Origin of the sequence: Microbulbifer aggregans (genome assembly GCF_001750105.1) — a bacterium.
GTDB lineage: Bacteria > Pseudomonadota > Gammaproteobacteria > Pseudomonadales > Cellvibrionaceae > Microbulbifer > Microbulbifer aggregans.
The window spans coordinates 3764229-3785316 of sequence record NZ_CP014143.1 but is presented as its reverse complement, the minus strand read 5'-3'; the positions used below and the strand labels follow the sequence as shown (position 1 = coordinate 3785316).

14 protein-coding genes are annotated in these 21088 nt (G+C 60.3%); 12 read left to right on the top strand and 2 right to left on the bottom strand.

What is annotated here, in order from left to right:
• Window positions 1–3 precede the first annotated feature (3 nt).
• From sdhA to sucD, 7 genes are all read left to right on the top strand, one after another.
• Window positions 4–1776: a succinate dehydrogenase flavoprotein subunit gene (gene sdhA / locus AUP74_RS16570; protein ID WP_069948531.1), complete on the top strand. Its 1773-nt coding sequence runs from the start codon at window positions 4–6 to the stop codon at window positions 1774–1776.
• Window positions 1777–1819: 43 nt separating this feature from the next.
• Window positions 1820–2524, top strand: coding sequence for a succinate dehydrogenase iron-sulfur subunit (locus tag AUP74_RS16565; protein WP_069948530.1), 705 nt, complete (start codon window positions 1820–1822; stop codon window positions 2522–2524).
• Between the two features lie 304 nt (window positions 2525–2828).
• Window positions 2829–5654 (top strand): 2-oxoglutarate dehydrogenase E1 component, encoded by a 2826-nt coding sequence (locus tag AUP74_RS16560; protein WP_069948980.1) that lies wholly within the window; start codon window positions 2829–2831, stop codon window positions 5652–5654.
• Window positions 5655–5699: 45 nt separating this feature from the next.
• Window positions 5700–6902 carry a 2-oxoglutarate dehydrogenase complex dihydrolipoyllysine-residue succinyltransferase gene (odhB, locus tag AUP74_RS16555; protein ID WP_069948529.1) on the top strand — a complete coding sequence of 401 codons (1203 nt, stop codon included), beginning with the start codon at window positions 5700–5702 and terminating at the stop codon, window positions 6900–6902.
• Between the two features lie 75 nt (window positions 6903–6977).
• Window positions 6978–8420 (top strand): dihydrolipoyl dehydrogenase, encoded by a 1443-nt coding sequence (lpdA, locus tag AUP74_RS16550; protein ID WP_069948528.1) that lies wholly within the window; start codon window positions 6978–6980, stop codon window positions 8418–8420.
• Window positions 8421–8598: 178 nt separating this feature from the next.
• Window positions 8599–9765, top strand: coding sequence for an ADP-forming succinate--CoA ligase subunit beta (gene sucC, locus AUP74_RS16545; RefSeq protein ID WP_069948527.1), 1167 nt, complete (start codon window positions 8599–8601; stop codon window positions 9763–9765).
• A gap of 2 nt (window positions 9766–9767) precedes the next feature.
• On the top strand, window positions 9768–10640 hold the full coding sequence (gene sucD, locus AUP74_RS16540) for a succinate--CoA ligase subunit alpha (protein WP_069948526.1): 873 nt from the start codon (window positions 9768–9770) through the stop codon (window positions 10638–10640).
• Between the two features lie 100 nt (window positions 10641–10740).
• Here the strand turns inward: sucD and gloA2 are convergent, their stop codons facing one another.
• Window positions 10741–11124 (bottom strand): SMU1112c/YaeR family gloxylase I-like metalloprotein, encoded by a 384-nt coding sequence (gene gloA2, locus AUP74_RS16535; protein WP_069948525.1) that lies wholly within the window; start codon window positions 11122–11124, stop codon window positions 10741–10743.
• 305 nt (window positions 11125–11429) lie between these two features.
• Between gloA2 and AUP74_RS17490 the strand changes: the two genes are divergently transcribed.
• Complete coding sequence (locus AUP74_RS17490) at window positions 11430–12119, top strand: TVP38/TMEM64 family protein (RefSeq protein WP_069948524.1); 690 nt, start codon at window positions 11430–11432, stop codon at window positions 12117–12119.
• Between the two features lie 3 nt (window positions 12120–12122).
• The gene (locus AUP74_RS16525; RefSeq protein WP_069948523.1) at window positions 12123–13595 is read left to right on the top strand and encodes a dihydrolipoyl dehydrogenase family protein; all 1473 of its coding nucleotides are present in this window, start codon (window positions 12123–12125) and stop codon (window positions 13593–13595) included.
• 82 nt (window positions 13596–13677) lie between these two features.
• Here the strand turns inward: AUP74_RS16525 and mltF are convergent, their stop codons facing one another.
• Window positions 13678–15159 carry a membrane-bound lytic murein transglycosylase MltF gene (mltF, locus tag AUP74_RS16520; RefSeq protein WP_069948522.1) on the bottom strand — a complete coding sequence of 494 codons (1482 nt, stop codon included), beginning with the start codon at window positions 15157–15159 and terminating at the stop codon, window positions 13678–13680.
• A 453-nt stretch (window positions 15160–15612) separates the two neighbouring features.
• Here mltF and purL point away from each other — a divergent pair, with 453 nt between their 5' ends.
• The 3 genes from purL to AUP74_RS16505 all read left to right on the top strand — a co-directional run bounded on the left by purL (window position 15613) and on the right by AUP74_RS16505 (window position 21067).
• Complete coding sequence (gene purL / locus AUP74_RS16515) at window positions 15613–19476, top strand: phosphoribosylformylglycinamidine synthase (RefSeq protein WP_069948521.1); 3864 nt, start codon at window positions 15613–15615, stop codon at window positions 19474–19476.
• A 268-nt stretch (window positions 19477–19744) separates the two neighbouring features.
• A complete protein-coding gene (locus AUP74_RS16510) occupies window positions 19745–20515 on the top strand; it encodes a carbonic anhydrase family protein (RefSeq protein ID WP_069948520.1) in 771 nt (256 codons plus the stop codon).
• 201 nt (window positions 20516–20716) lie between these two features.
• The gene (locus AUP74_RS16505) at window positions 20717–21067 is read left to right on the top strand and encodes an iron chaperone (protein ID WP_069948519.1); all 351 of its coding nucleotides are present in this window, start codon (window positions 20717–20719) and stop codon (window positions 21065–21067) included.
• Window positions 21068–21088 lie beyond the last annotated feature (21 nt).

The following is a 21088-nucleotide window of genomic DNA, read 5'->3' as shown; positions in this document are numbered from 1 at the left end:
TTTATGGCGAACATGCGAACCATTTCCTTTGACGGGATTGTAATTGGCGGTGGTGGCGCGGGTATGCGCGCTGCCCTGCAGATGGCCCAATCCGGCTTCAAGACCGCGGTCATCACCAAAGTCTTTCCCACCCGTTCGCACACAGTGTCCGCCCAGGGGGGGATCACCTGTGCAATCGCCAGCTCTGACCCGCAGGACGACTGGCGCTGGCACATGTATGACACCGTCAAAGGTTCCGACTATATCGGTGACCAGGACGCGATCGAGTACATGTGTTCCACTGGCCCGGAGGCCGTGTTCGAGCTGGAACACATGGGCCTGCCTTTCTCTCGTACCGAGAATGGCCGTATCTACCAGCGTCCGTTCGGTGGCCAGTCCAAGGACTTCGGCCGCGGCGGTCAGGCGGCGCGTACCTGTGCTGCAGCCGACCGTACTGGTCACGCCCTGCTGCACACGCTGTATCAGAACAACGTCAAGAACAACACTGTCTTCCTGAACGAGTGGTTCGCCGTCGACGTGGTGAAGAACCAGGATGGCGCCGTGGTGGGTGTGATCGCGCTCTCCATCGAAGACGGTGAAGTGGTCTTCATCAAATCCAAGGCCACCGTGCTGGCCACTGGCGGTGCCGGCCGTATTTACGCCTCCACCACCAACGCCCACATCAACACCGGTGACGGTGTTGGCATGGCCCTGCGCGCTGGTTTCCCGGTGCAGGACATGGAAATGTGGCAGTTCCACCCGACTGGCATCCACGGTGCCGGCGTACTGGTAACCGAAGGTTGCCGCGGTGAGGGTGGCTACCTGATCAACAAGGATGGCGAGCGTTTCATGGAGCGGTACGCTCCAAACGCCAAAGACCTGGCCTCTCGCGACGTGGTGGCCCGCTCTATGGTGCTGGAGATCCTCGATGGCCGCGGTGCCGGTCCGGAAGGCGACCACGTATTCCTGAAGCTCGACCACCTGGGTGAGGAAGTGCTGAACAGCCGCCTGCCGGGTATCTGTGAGCTGGCCAAGACCTTTGCCCACGTGGATCCGGTCAAGGCCCCGATCCCGGTGGTGCCGACCTGTCACTACATGATGGGTGGTATCCCCACCAATGTGCACGGCCAGGCCCTGACCCAGGACGCTTCCGGCAACGATCAGGTCATCGACGGTTTCTATGCCTGTGGTGAGGTTGCCTGTGTGTCCGTACACGGCGCCAACCGTCTGGGTGGTAACTCCCTGCTGGACCTGGTGGTCTTCGGTCGCGCTTCCGGCCTGTTCATCGAGCAGTCCCTGCGCGAGGGTATCGAGCACCGCGAGGCTTCCGAGTCGGATCTCGAGGCCGCCATGGCGCGCCTGAACAACCTCGAGAACAAGAACGACGGCGAGAAGGCCGCCGACCTGCGTCGTGACCTGCAGAACGTTATGCAGAACCACTTCGGTGTATTCCGTCGCGGTGACTACATGGCTGAAGGTGTCAAGAAGCTGGAAGAGCTGCGTGGCCGTATCGAGAACGTGCGCCTGGACGACAAGAGCCGCGCCTTCAATACCGCCCGTATCGAAGCGCTGGAACTGCAGAACCTGCTGGAAGTGGCCGAGGCGACTGCCATTGCCGCAGAGACCCGCGTCGAGAGCCGTGGTGCCCACGCCCGCGAAGACTTCCAGGAACGTGACGACGAGAACTGGCTGTGCCACTCCATGTTCTTCCCGGCAGAGAAACGTGTCGGCAAGCGCGCGGTGAACTTTGCACCGACCACCATGGAGGCGTTCGAGCCTAAGGCCCGCACCTACTAAGAGATTGCAGGGCGCTCGGCGCCCTTCATTCGGAAGCAGACATATGTTGAAAGTAAGCATTTACCGTTACAACCCGGAGACCGACAAGGCTCCCTACATGCAGGACTACGAGCTGGACACCCAGGGCAAGGACCTGATGGTGCTGGACGTACTCGAGATGCTGAAGGCCGAGGACTCCACCCTGTCTTTCCGTCGCTCCTGCCGTGAAGGTGTGTGTGGGTCCGACGGTATGAACATTTCCGGCCGCAATGGCCTGGCCTGCACCACGCCGCTGTCCGAGGCGGCGCCCAAGGGCAAGCTGGTCCTGCGTCCGCTGCCGGGCCTGCCGGTGATCCGCGACCTGGTTGTGGATATGGAACAGTTCTACGAGCAGTACAAAAAGATCGAGCCGTACCTGCAGAACGACACTCCGGCTCCGGCCATCGAGCGTCTGCAGAGCCCGGAAGATCGCGAAAAGCTGGACGGACTGTACGAGTGCATCCTCTGTGCCTGTTGCTCCACAGCATGTCCTTCTTTCTGGTGGAACCCGGACAAGTTCATCGGCCCGGCGGGCCTGCTGCAGGCCTACCGCTTCCTGGCGGACAGCCGCGACACCGCCACCGAGGAACGTCTGTCCAATCTGGATGACCCCTTCAGCGTATTCCGCTGCCACGGTATCCAGAACTGCGTGAATGTGTGCCCCAAGGGTCTCAACCCGACCCGGGCGATTGGCCACATCCGCAATATGCTGCTGACCCGCGCCGTCTGATTCGGCGCCGGTGTCTCAGGAGCGGATTCCCGCTGGCCGCGGCCAAACGGGAATGACAGCATCAAGCGACGGCGCCTGAGCCGCTGCCAGAATAAAAAGGGGAGGTGACTGACGGCACCTCCCCTTTTGTGAGTTGGCCAAAGGGTCGATTCACGGGCAGCGGCAACTGGCGTTTTGTTGCAACTAGGCTTTGGCGCCAGCTGGAATGGCGCTGGTGCCGCGGGTGATCGGACCGCCCACGGCAGGCAGGAACACTGAAAAGCGCAGTGCCGCCGACGGGCACTGCAACGAGGTAGGCATCAACATGCACGAAAGCACCATGGAGCAGCTGTGGCGTAGCTCCCATATCTCCGGGGGCAACGCCGCCTACGTGGAGGACCTCTACGAAACCTATCTGCACGATCCCAGTGGCGTGCCGGAGGAATGGCGCAATTACTTTGACAGCCTCCCGCGTGTGGCGGGTGGTGACGTATCCCACGAGGCCATCCGTGCCCATTTTGAGCTGCTGGCCAAGAACCGCACCCGCCCGCTGGCTGCACCCGGTGCCGGCGCTATCAATGTCGAGCACGAGCGTAAGCAGGTCCGTGTCCTGCAGCTGATCAATTCCTACCGCCACCGCGGCCACAAGAAGGCCACGCTCGACCCGCTCGGCCTGATGGCCCGTGAGCAGGTGCCGGATCTGCAGCTGAATTACCACGGCCTGACCGAAGGCGACTTCGACACCACTTTCCAGACCGGCGATCTTTTCTTTGGCCAGGGCGAAGCCACCCTGCGGGAGATTGTAGAAGGGCTGGAGCGCACCTATTGCGGCAATCTCGGCGCCGAAATCATGCATCTTTCGAATCTCGAAGAGCAGCAGTGGTTTCAGCAGCGCCTCGAGCGCAGTCAGGCGCGTCCTAACTTCGGTGCCGATATCCGCAAGGAAATCCTGCAGCGTCTCTCTGCCGCTGAGGGCCTGGAGCGCCACCTGGATTCCAAGTACCCGGGCACCAAGCGCTTTGGCGTCGAGGGCGGCGAGAGCCTGATCCCGTTGATGGACGCGCTGATCCGCCGCTCCGGCACCTACGGTGTGAAGGAAGTGGTGATGGGCATGGCCCACCGTGGTCGCCTCAACACCCTGGTCAATATCCTGGGTAAGAACCCGGCCGACCTGTTTGAGGAGTTCGAGGGCAAGAAGACCCTGGATACCTCCGGTGACGTTAAATACCACCAGGGCTTCTCCTCCAACGTGATGACTCCTGGCGGGGAAGTGCACCTGGCGCTGGCCTTTAACCCCTCGCATCTGGAGATCTGTGCCCCGGTAGTGGTCGGCTCCGTGCGTGCGCGCCAGGATCGCCGCACTGACAACACCGGCGAGAAGGTGATGCCGATCAACATCCACGGCGATGCGGCCTTTGCCGGTCAGGGCGTGGTGCAGGAAACCCTGCAGATGTCCCAGACCCGCGGTTACTACACCGGCGGCAGTATCCATATCGTGCTCAACAACCAGGTCGGCTTTACCACCAGCAAGCGCGAGGACGCCCGCTCCACCGAGTACTGTACTGACGTCGCCAAGATGATCGACGCTCCGGTACTGCACGTGAACGGTGACGACCCGGAAATGGTCGTACTGGCCGGCCTGCTGGCGGTGGACTACCGCTACGAGTTCAAGAAAGACATTGTCATCGACCTGGTTTGCTACCGTCGTCGCGGTCACAACGAGACCGACGATCCGTCCGGTACCCAGCCGTTGATGTACCAGGCAATCCGCAAGCAGAAGACCACCCGCACCCTCTACGCCGAGAAACTGGTGGAAGAGAAGGTGCTGGACAAGGCCGAAGCGGACAAACTCGCCAACGACTATCGCGACAAGCTGGATCGGGGTGAGGACGTTGCCACCGGTCTGGTGAAGCAGCCCGACGAATCCATGTTCGTCGACTGGAGCCCGTACCTGAATCACGAATGGACCGTGGAAGGCGATACCAGCTTCCCGCTGGCCAAGCTCAAAGACGTGGCCGGCCGCATGACCGCGGTGCCCGACGGTGTCGTACTGCAGCGGCAGGTTTCCAAGATCTACGAAGACCGCCGCAAGATGGCCGGTGGAGCATTGCCACTGAACTGGGGCATGGCCGAGACACTGGCTTACGGCACACTGCTGGAGCAGGGTTACCTGATACGCCTGACCGGTGAGGACGTGGGTCGTGGTACCTTCTCCCACCGTCACGCGGTGATCCACAGCCAGAAGGACGGCCAGTCCTACGTGCCGCTGCAGAACATGTATGACGGCCAGCCGCCGTTCTACATCTACGATTCCCTGCTGTCGGAAGAGGGTGTGCTGGCGTTCGAATACGGTTACGCCACCACCACGCCCAAGTCCCTGGTGATCTGGGAAGCCCAGTTCGGCGACTTCGCCAACGGTGCCCAGGTGGTGATCGACCAGTTCATCACTTCCGGCGAGCACAAGTGGGGCCGCATGTGTGGCCTGGTGATGTTGCTGCCGCACGGCTATGAGGGGCAGGGTCCGGAGCACTCCTCCGCCCGTCTCGAGCGCTTCATGCAGCTGTGTGCCGAACACAATATCCAGGTATGTAACGCCACCACCCCGGCTCAGATCTTCCACCTGCTGCGTCGCCAGGCCATTCGTCCGATGCGCCGCCCGCTGGTGATCATGAGCCCGAAGTGGATTCTCCGCCACAAGCTGGCAACCTCCAGCCTGGACGAGCTGGCCAGTGGCCAGTTCCACAACGTGATTCAGGACCAGGGTGTCGACCCGGCCAAGGTGAAGCGCCTGATCCTTTGCTCCGGCAAGGTTTACTACCATTTGCTGGAAGCGCGCATGGAGCGGGAGCAGGACGATGTTGCGTTTGTGCGCATCGAACAGCTCTATCCCTTCCCGGACGAAGAGTTCCTGGATGCAGTTTCTGCATTCAAGAACATCAAGAGCGTGGCCTGGTGCCAGGAAGAGCCCATGAACCAGGGGGCCTGGTATCACAGTCAGCATCACATGCGTCGCCTTCTGGCAGAATCGCATCCGAAGCTGGAACTGGAATACGTTGGCCGGCCGGCCTCCGCGGCCCCGGCAGCGGGTTATATGTCCACGCACTTGGAAGAACAGAACAAGTTCATCAACGAGGCGCTGACCGTCAAGTAATCGGCGGCAGTAATTAGTGAAGAGTCAATCTCAGGAACAGGAAAAATGACGATCGAGATTAAAGCGCCAACTTTCCCGGAATCCGTTCAGGATGGCACTGTTGCCACCTGGCACAAGAAGCCCGGTGAGGCCGTCTCCCGCGATGAACTGATCGTGGATATCGAAACCGACAAGGTGGTCCTGGAAGTCGTGGCCCCGGCTGACGGCGCCCTCAGCGAAATCATCAAGGACGAGGGCGACACCGTTCTCTCCAATGAGGTGATCGCCAAGTTTGAGGAAGGTGCTGGCGGCAGTGCCGGCGGCGAGGAAGCCAAGGCCGAGGAAAAAGCGGAGGAGAAATCCGAAGCCGCTCCGGCTGCCGGTGGCGAGAAGATTGCCATGCCCTCTGCCAAGAAAATGGCGGCCGAAAAGGGCGTTGATCTGGCCGGCGTCGAGGGTTCCGGTAAGGGCGGTCGCGTCCTGAAGGAAGACGTGATGAAGGCTGGCACTGCTCCGGCTGCGGCTGCACCGTCTGCGGCCGCTGAAGTGCCGGTTGCCGCGGGCGAGCGCGTCGAGAAGCGCGTCCCGATGACCCGTATGCGCAAGCGCATCGCCGAGCGCCTGCTGGACGCCTCTCAGTCCACCGCCATGCTCACCACCTTCAATGAGGTGAACATGAAGCCGGTCATGGACCTGCGCAAGAACTACAAGGATCTGTTCGAGAAAACCCACAACGGCACCCGCCTGGGCTTCATGGGCTTCTTCGTGAAGGCCGCCGTGGAAGCGCTCAAGCGCTACCCGGCAGTGAACGCTTCCATCGACGGCGACGACATCGTCTATCACGGGTACCAGGATATCGGTGTGGCGGTTTCCTCTCCCAAGGGCCTGGTGGTACCGATCCTGCGTAACGCCGAGAACATGGGTCTGGCGGATATGGAAAACAATATTCGCGACCTGGGCTTGCGCGCCCGCGACGGCAAGCTGTCCATCGAGGAGATGACCGGTGGTACCTTCACCATCACTAACGGTGGTGTGTTCGGTTCTCTGCTGTCCACCCCGATCCTGAACCCGCCGCAGACTGCGATTCTGGGCATGCACAAAATCCAGGAGCGCCCGATGGCGGTTGACGGCAAGGTGGAAATCCTGCCGATGATGTACCTGGCGCTGTCTTACGACCACCGCCTCATCGACGGCAAAGAGGCTGTTGGTTTCCTGGTGGCGATCAAGGAAATGATCGAGGATCCCGCGCGCATCCTGCTGGAAGTCTAAGCACGCGAAGTAACTCGTCCTGCGGGAGCCGATGCTCCCGCAGAAACCTGAACACACGAATATCTGGAACTGACCATGTCGGAAAAATTTGACGTAATCGTTATTGGCTCCGGTCCGGGGGGATACGTAGCGGCCATTCGCGCAGCCCAGCTCGGCCTGAAGACTGCCTGTGTTGAAAAGTGGACCAATAAAGACGGCAAGACCGTTAACGGCGGTACCTGCCTGAACGTGGGCTGCATTCCGTCCAAGGCGCTGCTGGACAGCTCCTGGAAGTATCACGAAGCCAAAGACTCCCTCGACGTACACGGTATCGACACCGGTAAGGTCAAGATTGACGTCAAGAAAATGATCGAGCGTAAAGAGGGCGTGGTCAAGCAGATGTCTGGCGGTATCGCCGGCCTGTTCATGGCCAACAAGGTGACCTCTATTCAGGGTACCGGCAAACTGCTGGCGGGTAAGAAGGTGGAAGTGACCGATAAAGACGGCAACACCACCGTTTACGAAGCCGAGAACGTGATCCTGGCTTCCGGCTCCGTGCCGGTAAACATTCCGCCGGCACCGGTAGACAACAAGATCATCGTCGACTCCACCGGCGCACTGGAGTTTTCCGAAGTGCCGAAGCGCCTTGGCGTCATCGGCGCGGGTGTGATCGGTCTGGAGCTGGGTTCCGTATGGGGCCGCCTGGGTTCCGAAGTTGTGGTGCTGGAAGCCCTGGACAGCTTCCTGTCCATCATGGACCAGCAGATCGCCAAGGAATCCCAGAAGATCTTCAAGAAGCAGGGCCTGGACATCCGCCTTTCCTGCCGTGTAACCGGCACCGAAGTGAAGGGCAAGGAAGTCGTTGTCACCTATGAAGACAAAGATGGCAAAGAGCAGCAGGAAACCTTCGACAAGCTGATCGTGTGTGTCGGCCGTCGCCCTTACACTGAAGGTCTGCTGTCCGAAGACGCCGGCGTGAAGATGGACGAGCGCGGCTTCGTTTACGTCAACGATCTGTGCATGACTTCCGCCCCGGGCGTATGGGCGGTGGGCGACGTGGTTCGCGGCCCGATGCTGGCCCACAAGGCCTCTGAAGAAGGTGTGGTGGTTGCCGAGCGCATCGCCGGCCAAAAGCCGATGATGAACTACGACGTGATCCCGAACGTGATCTACACCCATCCGGAAATCGCCGCAGTTGGTCGCACCGAAGAGCAGGTGAAAGCCGACGGCGAACCCTACAATGTAGGCGTTTTTCCGTTCGTGGCGTCCGGTCGTGCGGTTGCCGCCAACGACACCAGCGGCATGGTGAAAATCATCGCGCACGCTGAGACCGATCGCGTTCTGGGCGCCCACATCGTGGGTCCGTCCGCGGCTGATCTCGTTCAGCAGGTGGCGATCGCGATGGAATTCGGTTCCAGCGCAGAAGACATCGGTATGACCGTCTTCGGTCACCCGACTCTGTCCGAAACGGTGAAGGAAGCTGCGCTGGCAGTTAACGGTCACGCGATCCATATCGCCAACCGTAAGAAGCGCAAGTAACAATCAGGAAGTAGGGGCGGGCTTTATGTTCGCCCTGTCTCGTTCGGGCGAACGAAAAAGGCAGGTTCCACTGATATGGGCCCTGCCTTTACGTCATTCGTGGCAACCGTTTGCCCATTATGGATGCGGGAAAGGAAAACCCGACCTCTAATTTTTCAAAAGTGAATTGGTATCAACTATGAACTTGCATGAGTATCAGGGCAAACAACTGTTTGCAGCATACGGATTGCCGGTTTCCAAAGGCATTGCAGCGGAAACCCCGGCAGCGGCAGCAGCAGCGGCAGATGAAATCGGTGGCGACAAGTGGGTGGTAAAGGCCCAGGTACACGCCGGTGGCCGCGGCAAGGCCGGCGGTGTAAAGCTGGTGGATTCCAAGGCGGAGATTGAAGAGTTCGCCAAGAAGTGGCTGGGCGAGCGCCTGGTAACTTATCAGACAGACGAAAACGGTCAGCCGGTCTCCCGTATTCTGGTTGAGAGCTGCACCGACATCGCTCAGGAACTCTACCTGGGTGCTGTGGTAGACCGTTCTACCCGCCGCATCGTTTTCATGGCCTCCACCGAGGGCGGTGTTGAGATCGAGAAGGTTGCGGAAGAGACTCCGGAAAAGATTCTCAAGGCCACTATCGACCCGCTGGTAGGCGCTCAGCCTTACCAGGCGCGTGAGCTGGCGTTCAAGCTGGGCCTGAACCCGACTCAGGTGAAGCAGTTCACCAAGATCTTCCTCGGCCTCGCCAAGATGTTCGAAGAGAAAGACCTGGCGCTGCTGGAAATCAACCCGCTGGTAATCACCGATGAAGGCAACCTGCACTGCCTGGATGCCAAAGTTGTGATCGACAGCAATGCCCTGTACCGCCACGCGGACCTGCGCGAAATGCACGATCCGACTCAGGAAGATGCCCGTGAAGCGCACGCCGCCAAGTGGGACCTGAACTACGTAGCACTCGATGGCAACATCGGCTGCATGGTAAACGGTGCCGGCCTGGCCATGGGCACCATGGATATCGTCAACCTGCACGGCGGCAAGCCGGCCAACTTCCTGGACGTGGGCGGCGGCGCCACCAAGGAGCGCGTGGTTGAGGCGTTCAAAATCATCCTGTCCGATGAGAACGTAAAAGCTGTTCTCATCAACATTTTCGGCGGCATCGTGCGTTGCGACATGATCGCAGAGGGCGTGATCGGCGCTGTGAAAGAAGTGGGCGTGAAAATTCCCGTTGTGGTGCGCCTGGAAGGCAACAACGCAGACCTGGGTGCCAAGGTACTGAGCGAGAGCGGTCTGAACATTATCGCGGCCACCAGCCTGACCGACGCGGCTCAGCAAGTGGTTAAAGCGGCGGAGGGTAAATAATCATGTCCGTACTGATTAACAAAGATACCAAGGTCATCTGTCAGGGCTTCACCGGCTCCCAGGGTACCTTCCACTCCGAACAGGCCATCGCTTACGGCACCAAGATGGTTGGCGGTGTCACTCCGGGTAAGGGCGGCCAGGAGCACCTGGGCCTGCCGGTCTTCAACACCGTAAAAGAAGCGGTCGAGGCCACTGGCGCTGAAGCCTCTGTGATCTACGTTCCGGCCCCGTTCTGTAAGGATTCCATCCTGGAAGCGGCCAACGCTGGCATCAAGCTGATCGTCTGCATTACCGAAGGCATTCCGACTCTGGATATGCTGGATGCGAAGGTTAAGTGTGACGAGCTGGGCGTACGCCTGATTGGCCCGAACTGCCCGGGCGTGATCACTCCCGGTGAGTGCAAGATCGGCATCATGCCGGGCCACATCCACAAGCCGGGCAAAGTGGGCATCGTTTCCCGTTCCGGTACCCTGACCTATGAAGCGGTCAAGCAGACCACCGACCACGGCTTCGGCCAGTCCACCTGTGTGGGCATCGGCGGCGACCCCATCCCGGGTTCCAACTTCATCGACATCCTGGAGATGTTCGAAAAGGATCCGCAGACCGAAGCGATCGTTATGATCGGTGAGATCGGCGGTACTGCGGAAGAAGAGGCGGCAGCCTACATCAAGGAAAATGTCACCAAGCCGGTGGTTTCCTACATCGCTGGTGTAACTGCTCCTCCCGGAAAGCGCATGGGCCACGCTGGTGCGATCATCTCCGGTGGCAAGGGCACTGCGGACGAGAAATTCGCCGCGCTGGAAGACGCCGGTGTCAAAACCGTGCGCTCCCTGGCCGACATCGGCGACGCACTGAAGGAAGCTGCCGGCTGGTAATCAGTCGTTTGCTTTCTTTGCGAGAAAGGCTGCCTCCGGGCAGCCTTTTTTATTGGTGAAAGAAAAACGCTTGGAAAAGAAGCTACTTTAGAACGCTGCGCTAGCTCTCATAGAGCTCGAGAGGCAGTCCATCCGGATCACTGAAGAAAGTGAATCGTTTGCCGGTGTACTCGTCGACCCGCACTGGTTCAATCGCTATGCCGGAGCTCTCCAGCTGCTCGATCGCCGGTTCCAGTGCGGCAACCCGGAATGCCAGATGACGCAGGCCCTGGGCTTCCGGATAACTCGGTCTCTCTGGCGCGCCGGGGAATGAGAATAGCTCCACCTGGCTGCCATCCGGCAGGCCGAGATCCAGTTTCCAGGAGTCCCGGCTGGAGCGATAGTTTTCTGCGAGGATCTCAAGTCCCAAAACTTCCGTATAAAACTGCCTGGACCTGCTGTAGTCAGAGCAAATGATGGCGGCGTGGTGGATACCCTTGAGCATGCGTCCCCTGAAACGGTTGTCTGGATGGCGGCGGAGGATAACGGCAAGCTGTGCTGTGGGCAAAATGCCGCTGGCTCATATGCCGTCCTGCAGAGGCTTGCAACCGGCAGGTGTAAGATTTCTCCTGCTCTGGCGACCATTACAGCTCAGAGTCATGTCGGCAGCGGCATGCAGCTATTGAGCGATAAGCCCTGGCGTGCGTTGCGCGTTGAGGGTGTCCACAATCGATCACAAGAGTAGTGCATCGATGCCTGGAAAGCGTATCTTCATCAACAGCCCAGAAGCGGAAAAGACGGAAGAAGGTTGTGTCTAAAAAAATACTGCTGGTTGTCGTGCTAGTGGCACTGAGTGCGGCGTTCTTTATTTTCGATCTCAATGAGTGGCTGACGCTGGAGCGACTGAAAGAGGGGCAGGCCCAGTTTGCTGCCTGGCGGGCCCAGTCACCGCTCCTGGTCGGTCTGCTGTTCACGCTGTTTTATATTGCGGTTACCGGCTTGTCGTTACCCGGGGCGGCCATCATGTCGCTGGCTGCCGGAGCGCTGTTCGGGCTCCTGTGGGGCACGGTTATCGTGTCATTTGCTTCCAGTATTGGTGCCACTCTTGCATTTCTGGTGGCACGCTACCTGCTGCACGACTGGGTGCAGGCACGCTTCGGTGAGCGCCTGCAGGCCATCAACCGGGGAGTCGAACAGGAGGGTGCCTTCTACCTGTTTGCGCTGCGCCTGGTACCGGTCTTTCCGTTTTTCATCATCAATATCCTGATGGGCTTGACCCGCATTCGCACCTGGACTTTCTACTGGGTCAGCCAGATCGGTATGCTGCCGGCGACAGTGGTCTATGTGAATGCGGGCACTCAGCTCGCGCATATCGAAAGTCTCGGCGATATCCTCTCCCCCCAGCTCATTTTCTCCTTCGCCCTGCTCGGCGCCTTTCCATTACTGGCCAAGTGGGCGCTGCGGGCCATCAAACGCCTCAAAACAAAAGGGGAGCACTGAACCATGCAGAAGCCGAAACAGTTTGATCGCAACCTGATCGTGATTGGCGCCGGTGCTGCCGGGCTGGTGAGCGCCTACATCGCTGCCGCGGTGAAGGCAAAAGTGACCCTGATCGAGGCGGGGGAGATGGGCGGGGACTGCCTGAATACGGGCTGCGTTCCCAGCAAGGCCCTGATCAAGTGCGCCCGTATGGCCCAGCACGCACGGGAGGCCGGGCAATTTGGTGTGAAACTGCCGGAACCGGAGATCGATTTTCCCTCGGTGATGGCTCATGTCCGTCAATCCATCGAGACCATCGAACCCCACGACAGTGTCGAGCGATATAACGGACTCGGCGTTGAGGTGCTCAAGGGCTATGGGAAATTACTAGACCCGTGGACAGTCCAGGTAACTCTCAACGATGGTAGTGAGCAGACACTGACCGGCCGAGCCATCGTGCTCGCAACGGGTGCTGCGCCCATAGTGCCGCCACTGCCGGGGCTGGATCAGGTGGGATATGTCACCAGCGAGACTCTGTGGGACCGTTTCGCAAAGCTCGACCGGGCTCCTGAAAGGCTGCTGGTTCTCGGTGGCGGTGCCATCGGTTGCGAGCTGGCCCAGGCGTTCGCACGCCTGGGTTCCAGTGTCACACTGGTGGAAAAGGCCCCGCGCGTGCTGCCGGCGGAAGACAAGGCGGTTTCCGACGCTGTTACTGAGGCCCTGAAGAGAGACGGTGTCACCGTCCAGACGGGAACAGAGGCACAGCGGTTTGATCGCTCGACGCAGGGCGGAGGACAGGCAATCGTCAGGGCGCCCGAGGGTGAGCAATCACTCCCCTTTGATCAGCTATTGCTGGCGCTGGGACGTCGCCCGCGGGTACAGGGATTCGGCCTCGAGGAGCTGGGTCTGGTGGAGGACGGTCGGCTGAAAACCGACGGTTACTTGCGCACCGAGCACTCGCATATCCTGGCGGCCGGAGATCTGGTGGGCCCCTATCAGTTCACCCACATGGCCTCGCACCAGGCCTGGTACGCGGCAGTGAACGGCCTGTTCGGTGACCTGAAAAAGTTCCGGGTCGACTACTCCATCGTGCCCAGGGCGGTGTTCGTGGATCCGGAAGTAGCCAGTGTCGGCCTGACCGAGCGGCAGGCACAGGAGCAGGGCATCGCCTATGAACTCACCTGTTATGAGCTGGATGAGCTTGATAGGGCCATTGTCGAGGGTAACCGCCGTGGCTTCGTCCGGGTGCTGACGGCCAAGGGCAAGGACACGATTCTGGGGGCCGCGATCGTAGGCGAGAATGCTGCGGAGCTGATAGCCGAGTTCGTCATGGCGATGAAGCACGGCCTGGGGCTCAATAAGTTGCTGGGCACCATCCATATCTACCCCACCATGATGGAGGCGAACCGCTTTGCTGCCGGCGACTGGAAGCGGGCCCACGCGCCTGCGACAGCGCTGAAACTACTCGAGAGGTTCCACCGCTGGCGTCGCGGCTGATTTGAAACGGCTTACGCTGGGCGGCGCGGTGCAGGAGTGATTCTGGTGCGGCGGGACTCGCGTAGCAGACCCGCCGGTTCGATCAGAGTGCGGAGGCGGCTGCGGCTTCGACTGCCGGCTGGTTTTCGGCCAGGGCCTCCTCAGCGCTGCGCTCGGCTTCAGCTTCGGCCAGGCGCTGTTCCTCGATGCGGCTGCTCCAGCTCAGCAGCGCCTGGTAGTGGCGGATGTTCTGTACATAGGTGACCGGTTCCCAGCCGCGGGCGTAGCCGTGCTTGGTCTGCTTGTAGTACTGGCGCTTGGCCAGTAAGGGCAGGCGATCGCGGACATCGGTCCAGCGGTCGGGATTACCGCCGGTTTTCTCGGTCAGTACGCGGGCGTCCTCCAGGTGACCGTAGCCCACGTTGTAAGCGGCCAGCGCCATCCAGGTGCGGTCGGGCTCGCGGATACGTTCCGGGAGTTTTTCCCGGATCTGGACAATGTAGCGGGCACCGCCCTCGATACTTTCCTGCGGGTCGAGGCGGTTTACCCCGAGCTCCTTGGCTGTGCTGCGGGTCAGCATCATTAGGCCGCGCACGCCGGTGCGTGACTTGGCGCGGGGGTTCCAGTGGGACTCCTGATAGCTAAGGGCGGCCAGCAGGTGCCAGTCCAGTTCGTACTGATCGGCGACATCCTGCATCGCGTCACGCCACTGGGGCAGGCGCTCGCGCGTGCTCTTGGCAAAAGCCTTGGCGCCGCCCGGGTTCAACTGGCTGACGTGACCGAAGAACTTCTCCCGCAGCTCAGCCACCAGCCCGCTGGTGTTGGCACGCACCATAAAGCGTCGCGCCGCCCGGTAGAGGCTGTCATCGTCACCCTGGGGGAAGGCCCAGGCTACTGGCTGAAACCGGGTCAGGTCGAAGGCCACGTGGGTGTTGGCAAACAGGCCGCGGTGGACCGCGTAGGCATTGGAATCCACTACTGCGTAGTCGAACTCTCCCTGGTCCACCTTTTCCATCAGCTCCACGGCATCGACGTCGCTGATTTCCTCCCAGCGCAGGCTGGGATAGCGCTTGGCCAGCCGCTTGAGCTCCTCCGCGTGGGCGCTGCCGGCCACGACTGCAACCGTTTTGCCCTCCAGGTCAGCGACACTGCGCGGGCGCTCTTCGCCCAGGCGGTAGATCACCTGCTGGCGGATCTCGAAGTATGAGGGAGTGAAGCGGACCTGCTCGCGCCGCGCCTGGGTCACGGTCAGGCCCGCAGCCGCCAGGTGAGCTCCTTCCCGGGCATCGGTCAGGCGGCTGAACATCTGGTCGAGATCGTGGACGTCGCGGATCTTGAGCTGCACGCCGAGTTCTTCGGCAAACGCTTTCAGCATGCCGTATTCGAAGCCGGTGTGATTGCCGCTGGCATCCTCGTAGTAGGTGGTGGGGCCGTTCTGGGACAATACGACCAGCTTGCCGGAAGCCTTGATGCGCTCCAGGGTCGTGGGCGCCTTGCTGGCCACCAGCAGCGACGCACAGCAAGCCAGGGCCAGGCCTTTGGCCAGGCGGCGGCTATAGCGCAGCATGCGGCTTTTCATGATCATACGCGTCCCCTCTAGTCCCTTAGTTGTTACTTTTATGCCTGCGGTCTAGCGCGGCGGGGACCGGTACGGGCTCATCCTGAGCAAGATTCCCCCGGGTTCATGGGGGGTACCGGTCAAAAGGTGGCCAATTCTACCTTAAGGTGCCAGCCCTGCCTAATCGGCGGGATGGCGGGGTGAACTGATCCGCTACTGTGTGATGTGAGGGCTCTTGTCCCTAGGTCAAGTTTAGTAGGGCCCGCTAGACTGAAAGGGCGGCAGCATGAAATGCGCGCCAGTTTCGCCTTTTTCGTCGCTTGCCGGCCTGTCGAAAAATTAACCGTGCCTCGGGGCGCGTGGGGCAGTGTTGGAGCGGCGTGGCTTCGGGTACAATTGCGCCCTCTCCAACTCCCGGGGGCTGCGCGATACTTCTGCGGCGCGGTCTCCTCAAATTCAGACAAGAGGCAAACTCCCGCGATGCTAGTTCTGCGTGGTGCTCCCGCACTGTCGAAATTCCGCCACCAAAAGTTACTCAGCCAGCTGCGCGCCCTGCAGCCTGCCATCGAAGATGTCTACGCCGAGTTCGTGCATTTCGCCGACAGCGACAAGCTCAACAAGAAGGAGCACGCGCTGCTGGAGCGGCTGCTGCAATACGGTCCCACCGAGGAGAAGCACGAACCGCAGGGGGAGTTGCTGCTGATCGTGCCGCGCCCGGGCACCATCTCTCCCTGGTCCTCCAAGGCGACCGACATCGCGCACAACGCCGGCCTCACGCAGATCCACCGTCTGGAGCGGGGTGTTGCCTACTACCTTACCGGCGTTGAGTTAACCGAAGCTGAACGCTTGGATCTGGCCTCCCAGCTGCACGACCGTATGGTGGAGAGCGTCTTCTTTGACCTGAATGACGCCGAACAGCTCTTCAAAGAAGAGAAAGCCCGCCAGATGACCTCCGTCGATGTGCTCGATGGCGGCCGCAGCGCCCTGGAAGAGGCCAATGTGAGCCTTGGTCTGGCTCTGGCCGATGATGAGATCGACTACCTGCTGAAGAGCTTCGAGGAGCTGGAGCGCAATCCCACCGATGTGGAGCTGATGATGTTCGCCCAGGCGAACTCCGAGCACTGCCGCCACAAGATTTTCAATGCCAGCTGGACCATTGACGGCGAGGATATGCCGCATTCCCTGTTCGGCATGATCCGCAACACCTATCAAAAGGGTGGCGACAATGTGTTGTCCGCCTATTCGGACAACGCCGCGGTGGTGGTGGGCTCCGAGGCCGGCCGCTTCTACCCGGATCCGGAGACCAAAGAGTACGGCTTCAGTGCTGAGCCGATCCACATGCTGATGAAGGTGGAGACTCACAACCACCCCACTGCGATCGCGCCTTTCCCGGGCGCGGGCACCGGTGCCGGCGGTGAGATCCGCGACGAGGGCGCCGTGGGCCGCGGCTCCAAGCCCAAGGTCGGCCTGACCGGCTTTACCGTCTCCAACCTGCAGATCCCCGACTACCTGCAGCCGTGGGAAGTGAATTACGGCAAGCCCGAGCGTATCGTGACCGCACTCGACATCATGATCGAGGGGCCGATCGGTGGTGCCGCGTTCAACAACGAGTTTGGCCGTCCCAACATCTGCGGTTATTTCCGTACCTTTGAAGAGGACTTTGACGGCGAGCGTCGTGGTTACCACAAGCCGATCATGATCGCCGGCGGCTACGGCAATATCCGTGAAGAACATATCGACAAGCCGGAGTTCCAGCCCGGCGCCAAACTGGTAGTACTGGGTGGCCCGGCGATGCTGATCGGCCTCGGCGGCGGTGCGGCGTCCAGTATGGCAAGCGGCACCAGTTCCGAGGATCTGGACTTCGCGTCCGTGCAGCGCCAGAACCCGGAAATCGAGCGCCGCTGCCAGGAAGTCATCGACCAGTGCTGGCAGCTTGGCGACAAGAACCCCATCGCCTTTATCCACGACGTGGGTGCTGGCGGCCTGTCCAATGCTTTCCCTGAGCTGGTCAAGGACGGCGGCACTGGTGGCAAGTTCGAGCTGCGCAATGTGCCCTCGGACGAGCCGGGTATGAGCCCGCTGGAAATCTGGTGTAACGAATCCCAGGAGCGCTACGTGATGGCAGTGATGCCGGACGACCTGAAGCGCTTTGAGCAGATCTGTGCCCGCGAGCGCTGCCCGTTTGCGGTGGTGGGCGAGGCCACTGAAGACAAGCATCTGCTGCTGAACGACAAGAAATTCGACAGCAAGCCGGTCGACCTGCCCATGTCCGTGCTGTTCGGCAAGCCGCCGAAGATGCATCGCGAGGCCAAAAAGCACGAAGTGGCCACCACCGAGTTCAAGACTGCGGGTATCGACCTCAATGAAGCGGCCGAGCGGGTACTGCGCCTGCCCACGGTGGCCAGCAAGAACTTCCTGATCACCATCGGCGACCGCACGGTGACCGGCCAGGTCGCGCGCGACCAGATGGTGGGCCCGTGGCAGGTACCGGTGGCCGACTGCGCGGTAACCACCGTGGCTTATGACAGCTACGCCGGTGAGGCCATGGCCATGGGCGAGCGTACCCCCGTGGCGCTGCTCGATGCCCCCGCTTCCGGCCGCCTGGCGGTGGGTGAAGCGATCACCAATATTGCCAGCACCCGCATTCGCCAGCTGTCGGACATCAAACTGTCCGCAAACTGGATGTGTGCCGCTGGCCACCCGGGCGAAGAGGAAAAACTCTATCGCACCGTGGAAGCGGTGGGCATGGACCTGTGCCCGGAGCTGGGCATCACTATCCCCGTGGGCAAGGACTCCATGTCCATGCGCACCGCGTGGGATGACAACGGCCTGGAGAAATCCGTTACTGCACCGCTGTCCCTGATCATTTCCGCGTTCTCCCCGGTCACCGATGTGCGCAAGACTGTGACGCCGCAGCTGAAGCCGGGTATGGACAGCGAGCTCATCCTGGTTGACCTGGGTGCTGGCAAGAACCGCCTGGGTGGCTCCTGCCTGGCGCAGGTTTACAACCAGCTGGGTGACAAGCCGGCGGACCTGGATGATGCCAAGCGCCTGCGGGGTTTCTTCGAAGTCATCCAGAATGCACTGGAAGACGACATCATCCTCGCTTACCACGACCGCTCCGACGGCGGCCTGTTCGTGACCCTGGCCGAGATGTGCTTTGCCGGTCGTGTGGGCGTGGATGTGGATATCTACGAGCTGGGTGAAGATGCCATCGCCGCGCTGTTCAGTGAGGAGCTGGGCGCGGTACTGCAAGTACCGGCTAATGATGCGGAAATGCTGGTGCAGCGCCTGGGCGAGCTGGGCGTACCCGCACACCAGATCGGTTACCTGAACCGGGATGAGACCCTGCGTATCACCCGAGGGGGCAACGAAATCTTCAGCCGCTCCCGTGCCGAGCTGCAGCAGATCTGGTCCGAGACCAGCTACCGTATCCAGGCGCAGCGCGACAATGCTGACTGTGCGGCGCAGGAATTTGCGGCCATCACCAAAAAGGATCCGGGCTTGTCGGTCAACCTGACCTACGACATCAACGAAGACATCGCTGCGCCCTACATCAAGAAGGGTGAGCGACCGAAAGTGGCCATCCTGCGTGAGCAGGGCGTCAATAGTCAGGTGGAAATGGCGCACTCTTTCCACCGCGCCGGCTTCAATGCCGTCGATATCCACATGAGCGATATCCTCGCCGGTCGTGTCACCCTGGAAGACTTCAAGGGCCTGGTGGGCTGTGGTGGCTTCTCCTACGGTGACGTACTGGGTGCCGGTGAGGGCTGGGCCAAGACCATCCTGTTCAACGACCGCGCCCGTGACCAGTTCGAAGCGTTCTTCAATCGTCAGGACACCTTTGGTCTCGGCGTTTGTAACGGTTGCCAGATGTTCTCCGTGATCAAGGAACTGATCCCGGGCGCCGGCCACTGGCCGCGCTTTGTACGCAACCTGTCCGAACAGTATGAGGCGCGCTTTGCGCTTGTGGGTGTCGAGGATTCGCCGTCCGTGTTGTTCAAAGGCATGGCCGGTTCCTGGATGCCAGTGGCAGTGGCGCACGGTGAAGGCCGGGTGGAATTCCCTGACCAGAAGGCGCTGGAAGCCTGTGAGCAATCCGGCACCATTGCCATGCGCTACCTGAATAATCACCAGCAGATCACCGAGACTTACCCGGCCAACCCGAATGGCTCGGTCAACGGTATTACCTCCCTCTGCTCTGAAGACGGCCGCGTGACCATCATGATGCCGCACCCGGAGCGGGTCGCCCGTGCTGTCAGCAACAGCTGGCACCCGGACGACTGGCAGGAGGATTCTGGCTGGATGCGTCTGTTCCGCAACGCACGCGTGTTTGTCGATTGATTGCGACCACGCCGCGACCCCAAAAAAGCCCGCACTTGTTGCGGGCTTTTTTGTGTGTGCTCACTGGTCTGTTTCGCCATCGGTTTCGCGGCTTCAGGATCTGACTTCCGATAACACGTGGCGCCGTTCCCCACCCGCAAACTGCCCGGTCGGCCAAGGAATAAATACCGCGTGGTCTTTGCCGACAAAATATCCGTCGATGACAAACTGCCCAAACTCCACCGACGTATCTTAATTGTCGATTTATCCATGACAGAGAGGCAGCGTGATGACCGATAGGAAAGTGAACCTGAAGGAATCCGTTACTGTCGACACAAACTGTTGTTCGCGTCGACAGTGGCTGAAGGGCGCGCTCGGAACGGGTGCACTGAGTCTTGTCGGTACGGCGGGGCTCACAGGTTTTTCCGGACTCAGCTTTGCCGAAGCGCTGACCAAGGAAGAGCGCGACAAAATGACACCGGATGATGTGATTGAGAGTCTGAATGCCGGTAACAAGCGCTTCCGTGAAGGCAAGATGGCGGACCACGATTTCATCGCGCAGAAACGGGCCAGTGCGACTGGCCAGTATCCAGCGGCGGCAATTTTAAGTTGCATCGATTCCCGTACACCCGCTGAGATTCTGCTGGACCAGGGCCTCGGTGAGGCATTCAATGCCCGGGTAGCGGGCAATATTGTCAACGATGACATTGTCGGCAGTCTCGAGTTTGCCTGTGCCGCCGCCGGCTCAAAGGTTGTCCTGGTGATGGGACATACGGCCTGTGGCGCAGTGAAAGGTGCAATCGATGAAGTCGAGATGGGCAAACTGACCGGGCTGCTCAAGCAAATCGAGCCTGCCATTGAGGCTACCGAGTACGATGGCGACCGGACCAGCAACAATGACGAGTTCGTCAATCTCGTAGCAGTCACCAATGTCCGGCGCGCCATGGATGAGATTCGCCGCCGCAGTCAGGTGCTGTCCGAACTGGAGAATGAGGGAAAGATCAAAGTTGTCGGCTCGCTCTACCACCTCAATGATGGCCGCCTTGAAATGCTGAGTTGAGGCGCTCGTCGTGGGTTTATTTGGCAATTAATCGGGGCTTGGGCGCGACACTGTCGCGCCTTTTTTCTTTCCCGCCACCAGGGGGGCTTGGTCCAGCCATACCCACCACATCTTTCCGCTGCGCAACAGCGTTCTATCCGAAACTGCAAAGTGCAGATTTCCTGCTACACTGAAAGATGGACTGACAATAAAATTTAGCGCATGGTGCAGGTCAAAGAACTCATCGACGAATACATCAACTCGCTGGACCCGATGCGCCAGCAGCGTGTGAAGGCCCTGCATCGCTTTATTCTTGCACAGTATCCCGAGGTGCAAGTCTCCCTCCAGTACAAAATGCCCACCTATCACCAGGGCAATGGCTGGGTATCCATCGCCAGCCAGAAACAATATGTATCCCTTTACACCTGTGCCCGGGAACACATCCAACCGTATATCGATCGCCATCCGACAGTGAAATACGGCAAGGGCTGCCTGAATTTTCGTGATGGCGACGACATTGACTGGCCAGCACTGAAACCAGTGCTGCTCTCCGCTTTCAGCAAGGACCACTAGCAAGGACCAATCAAAGGAGGT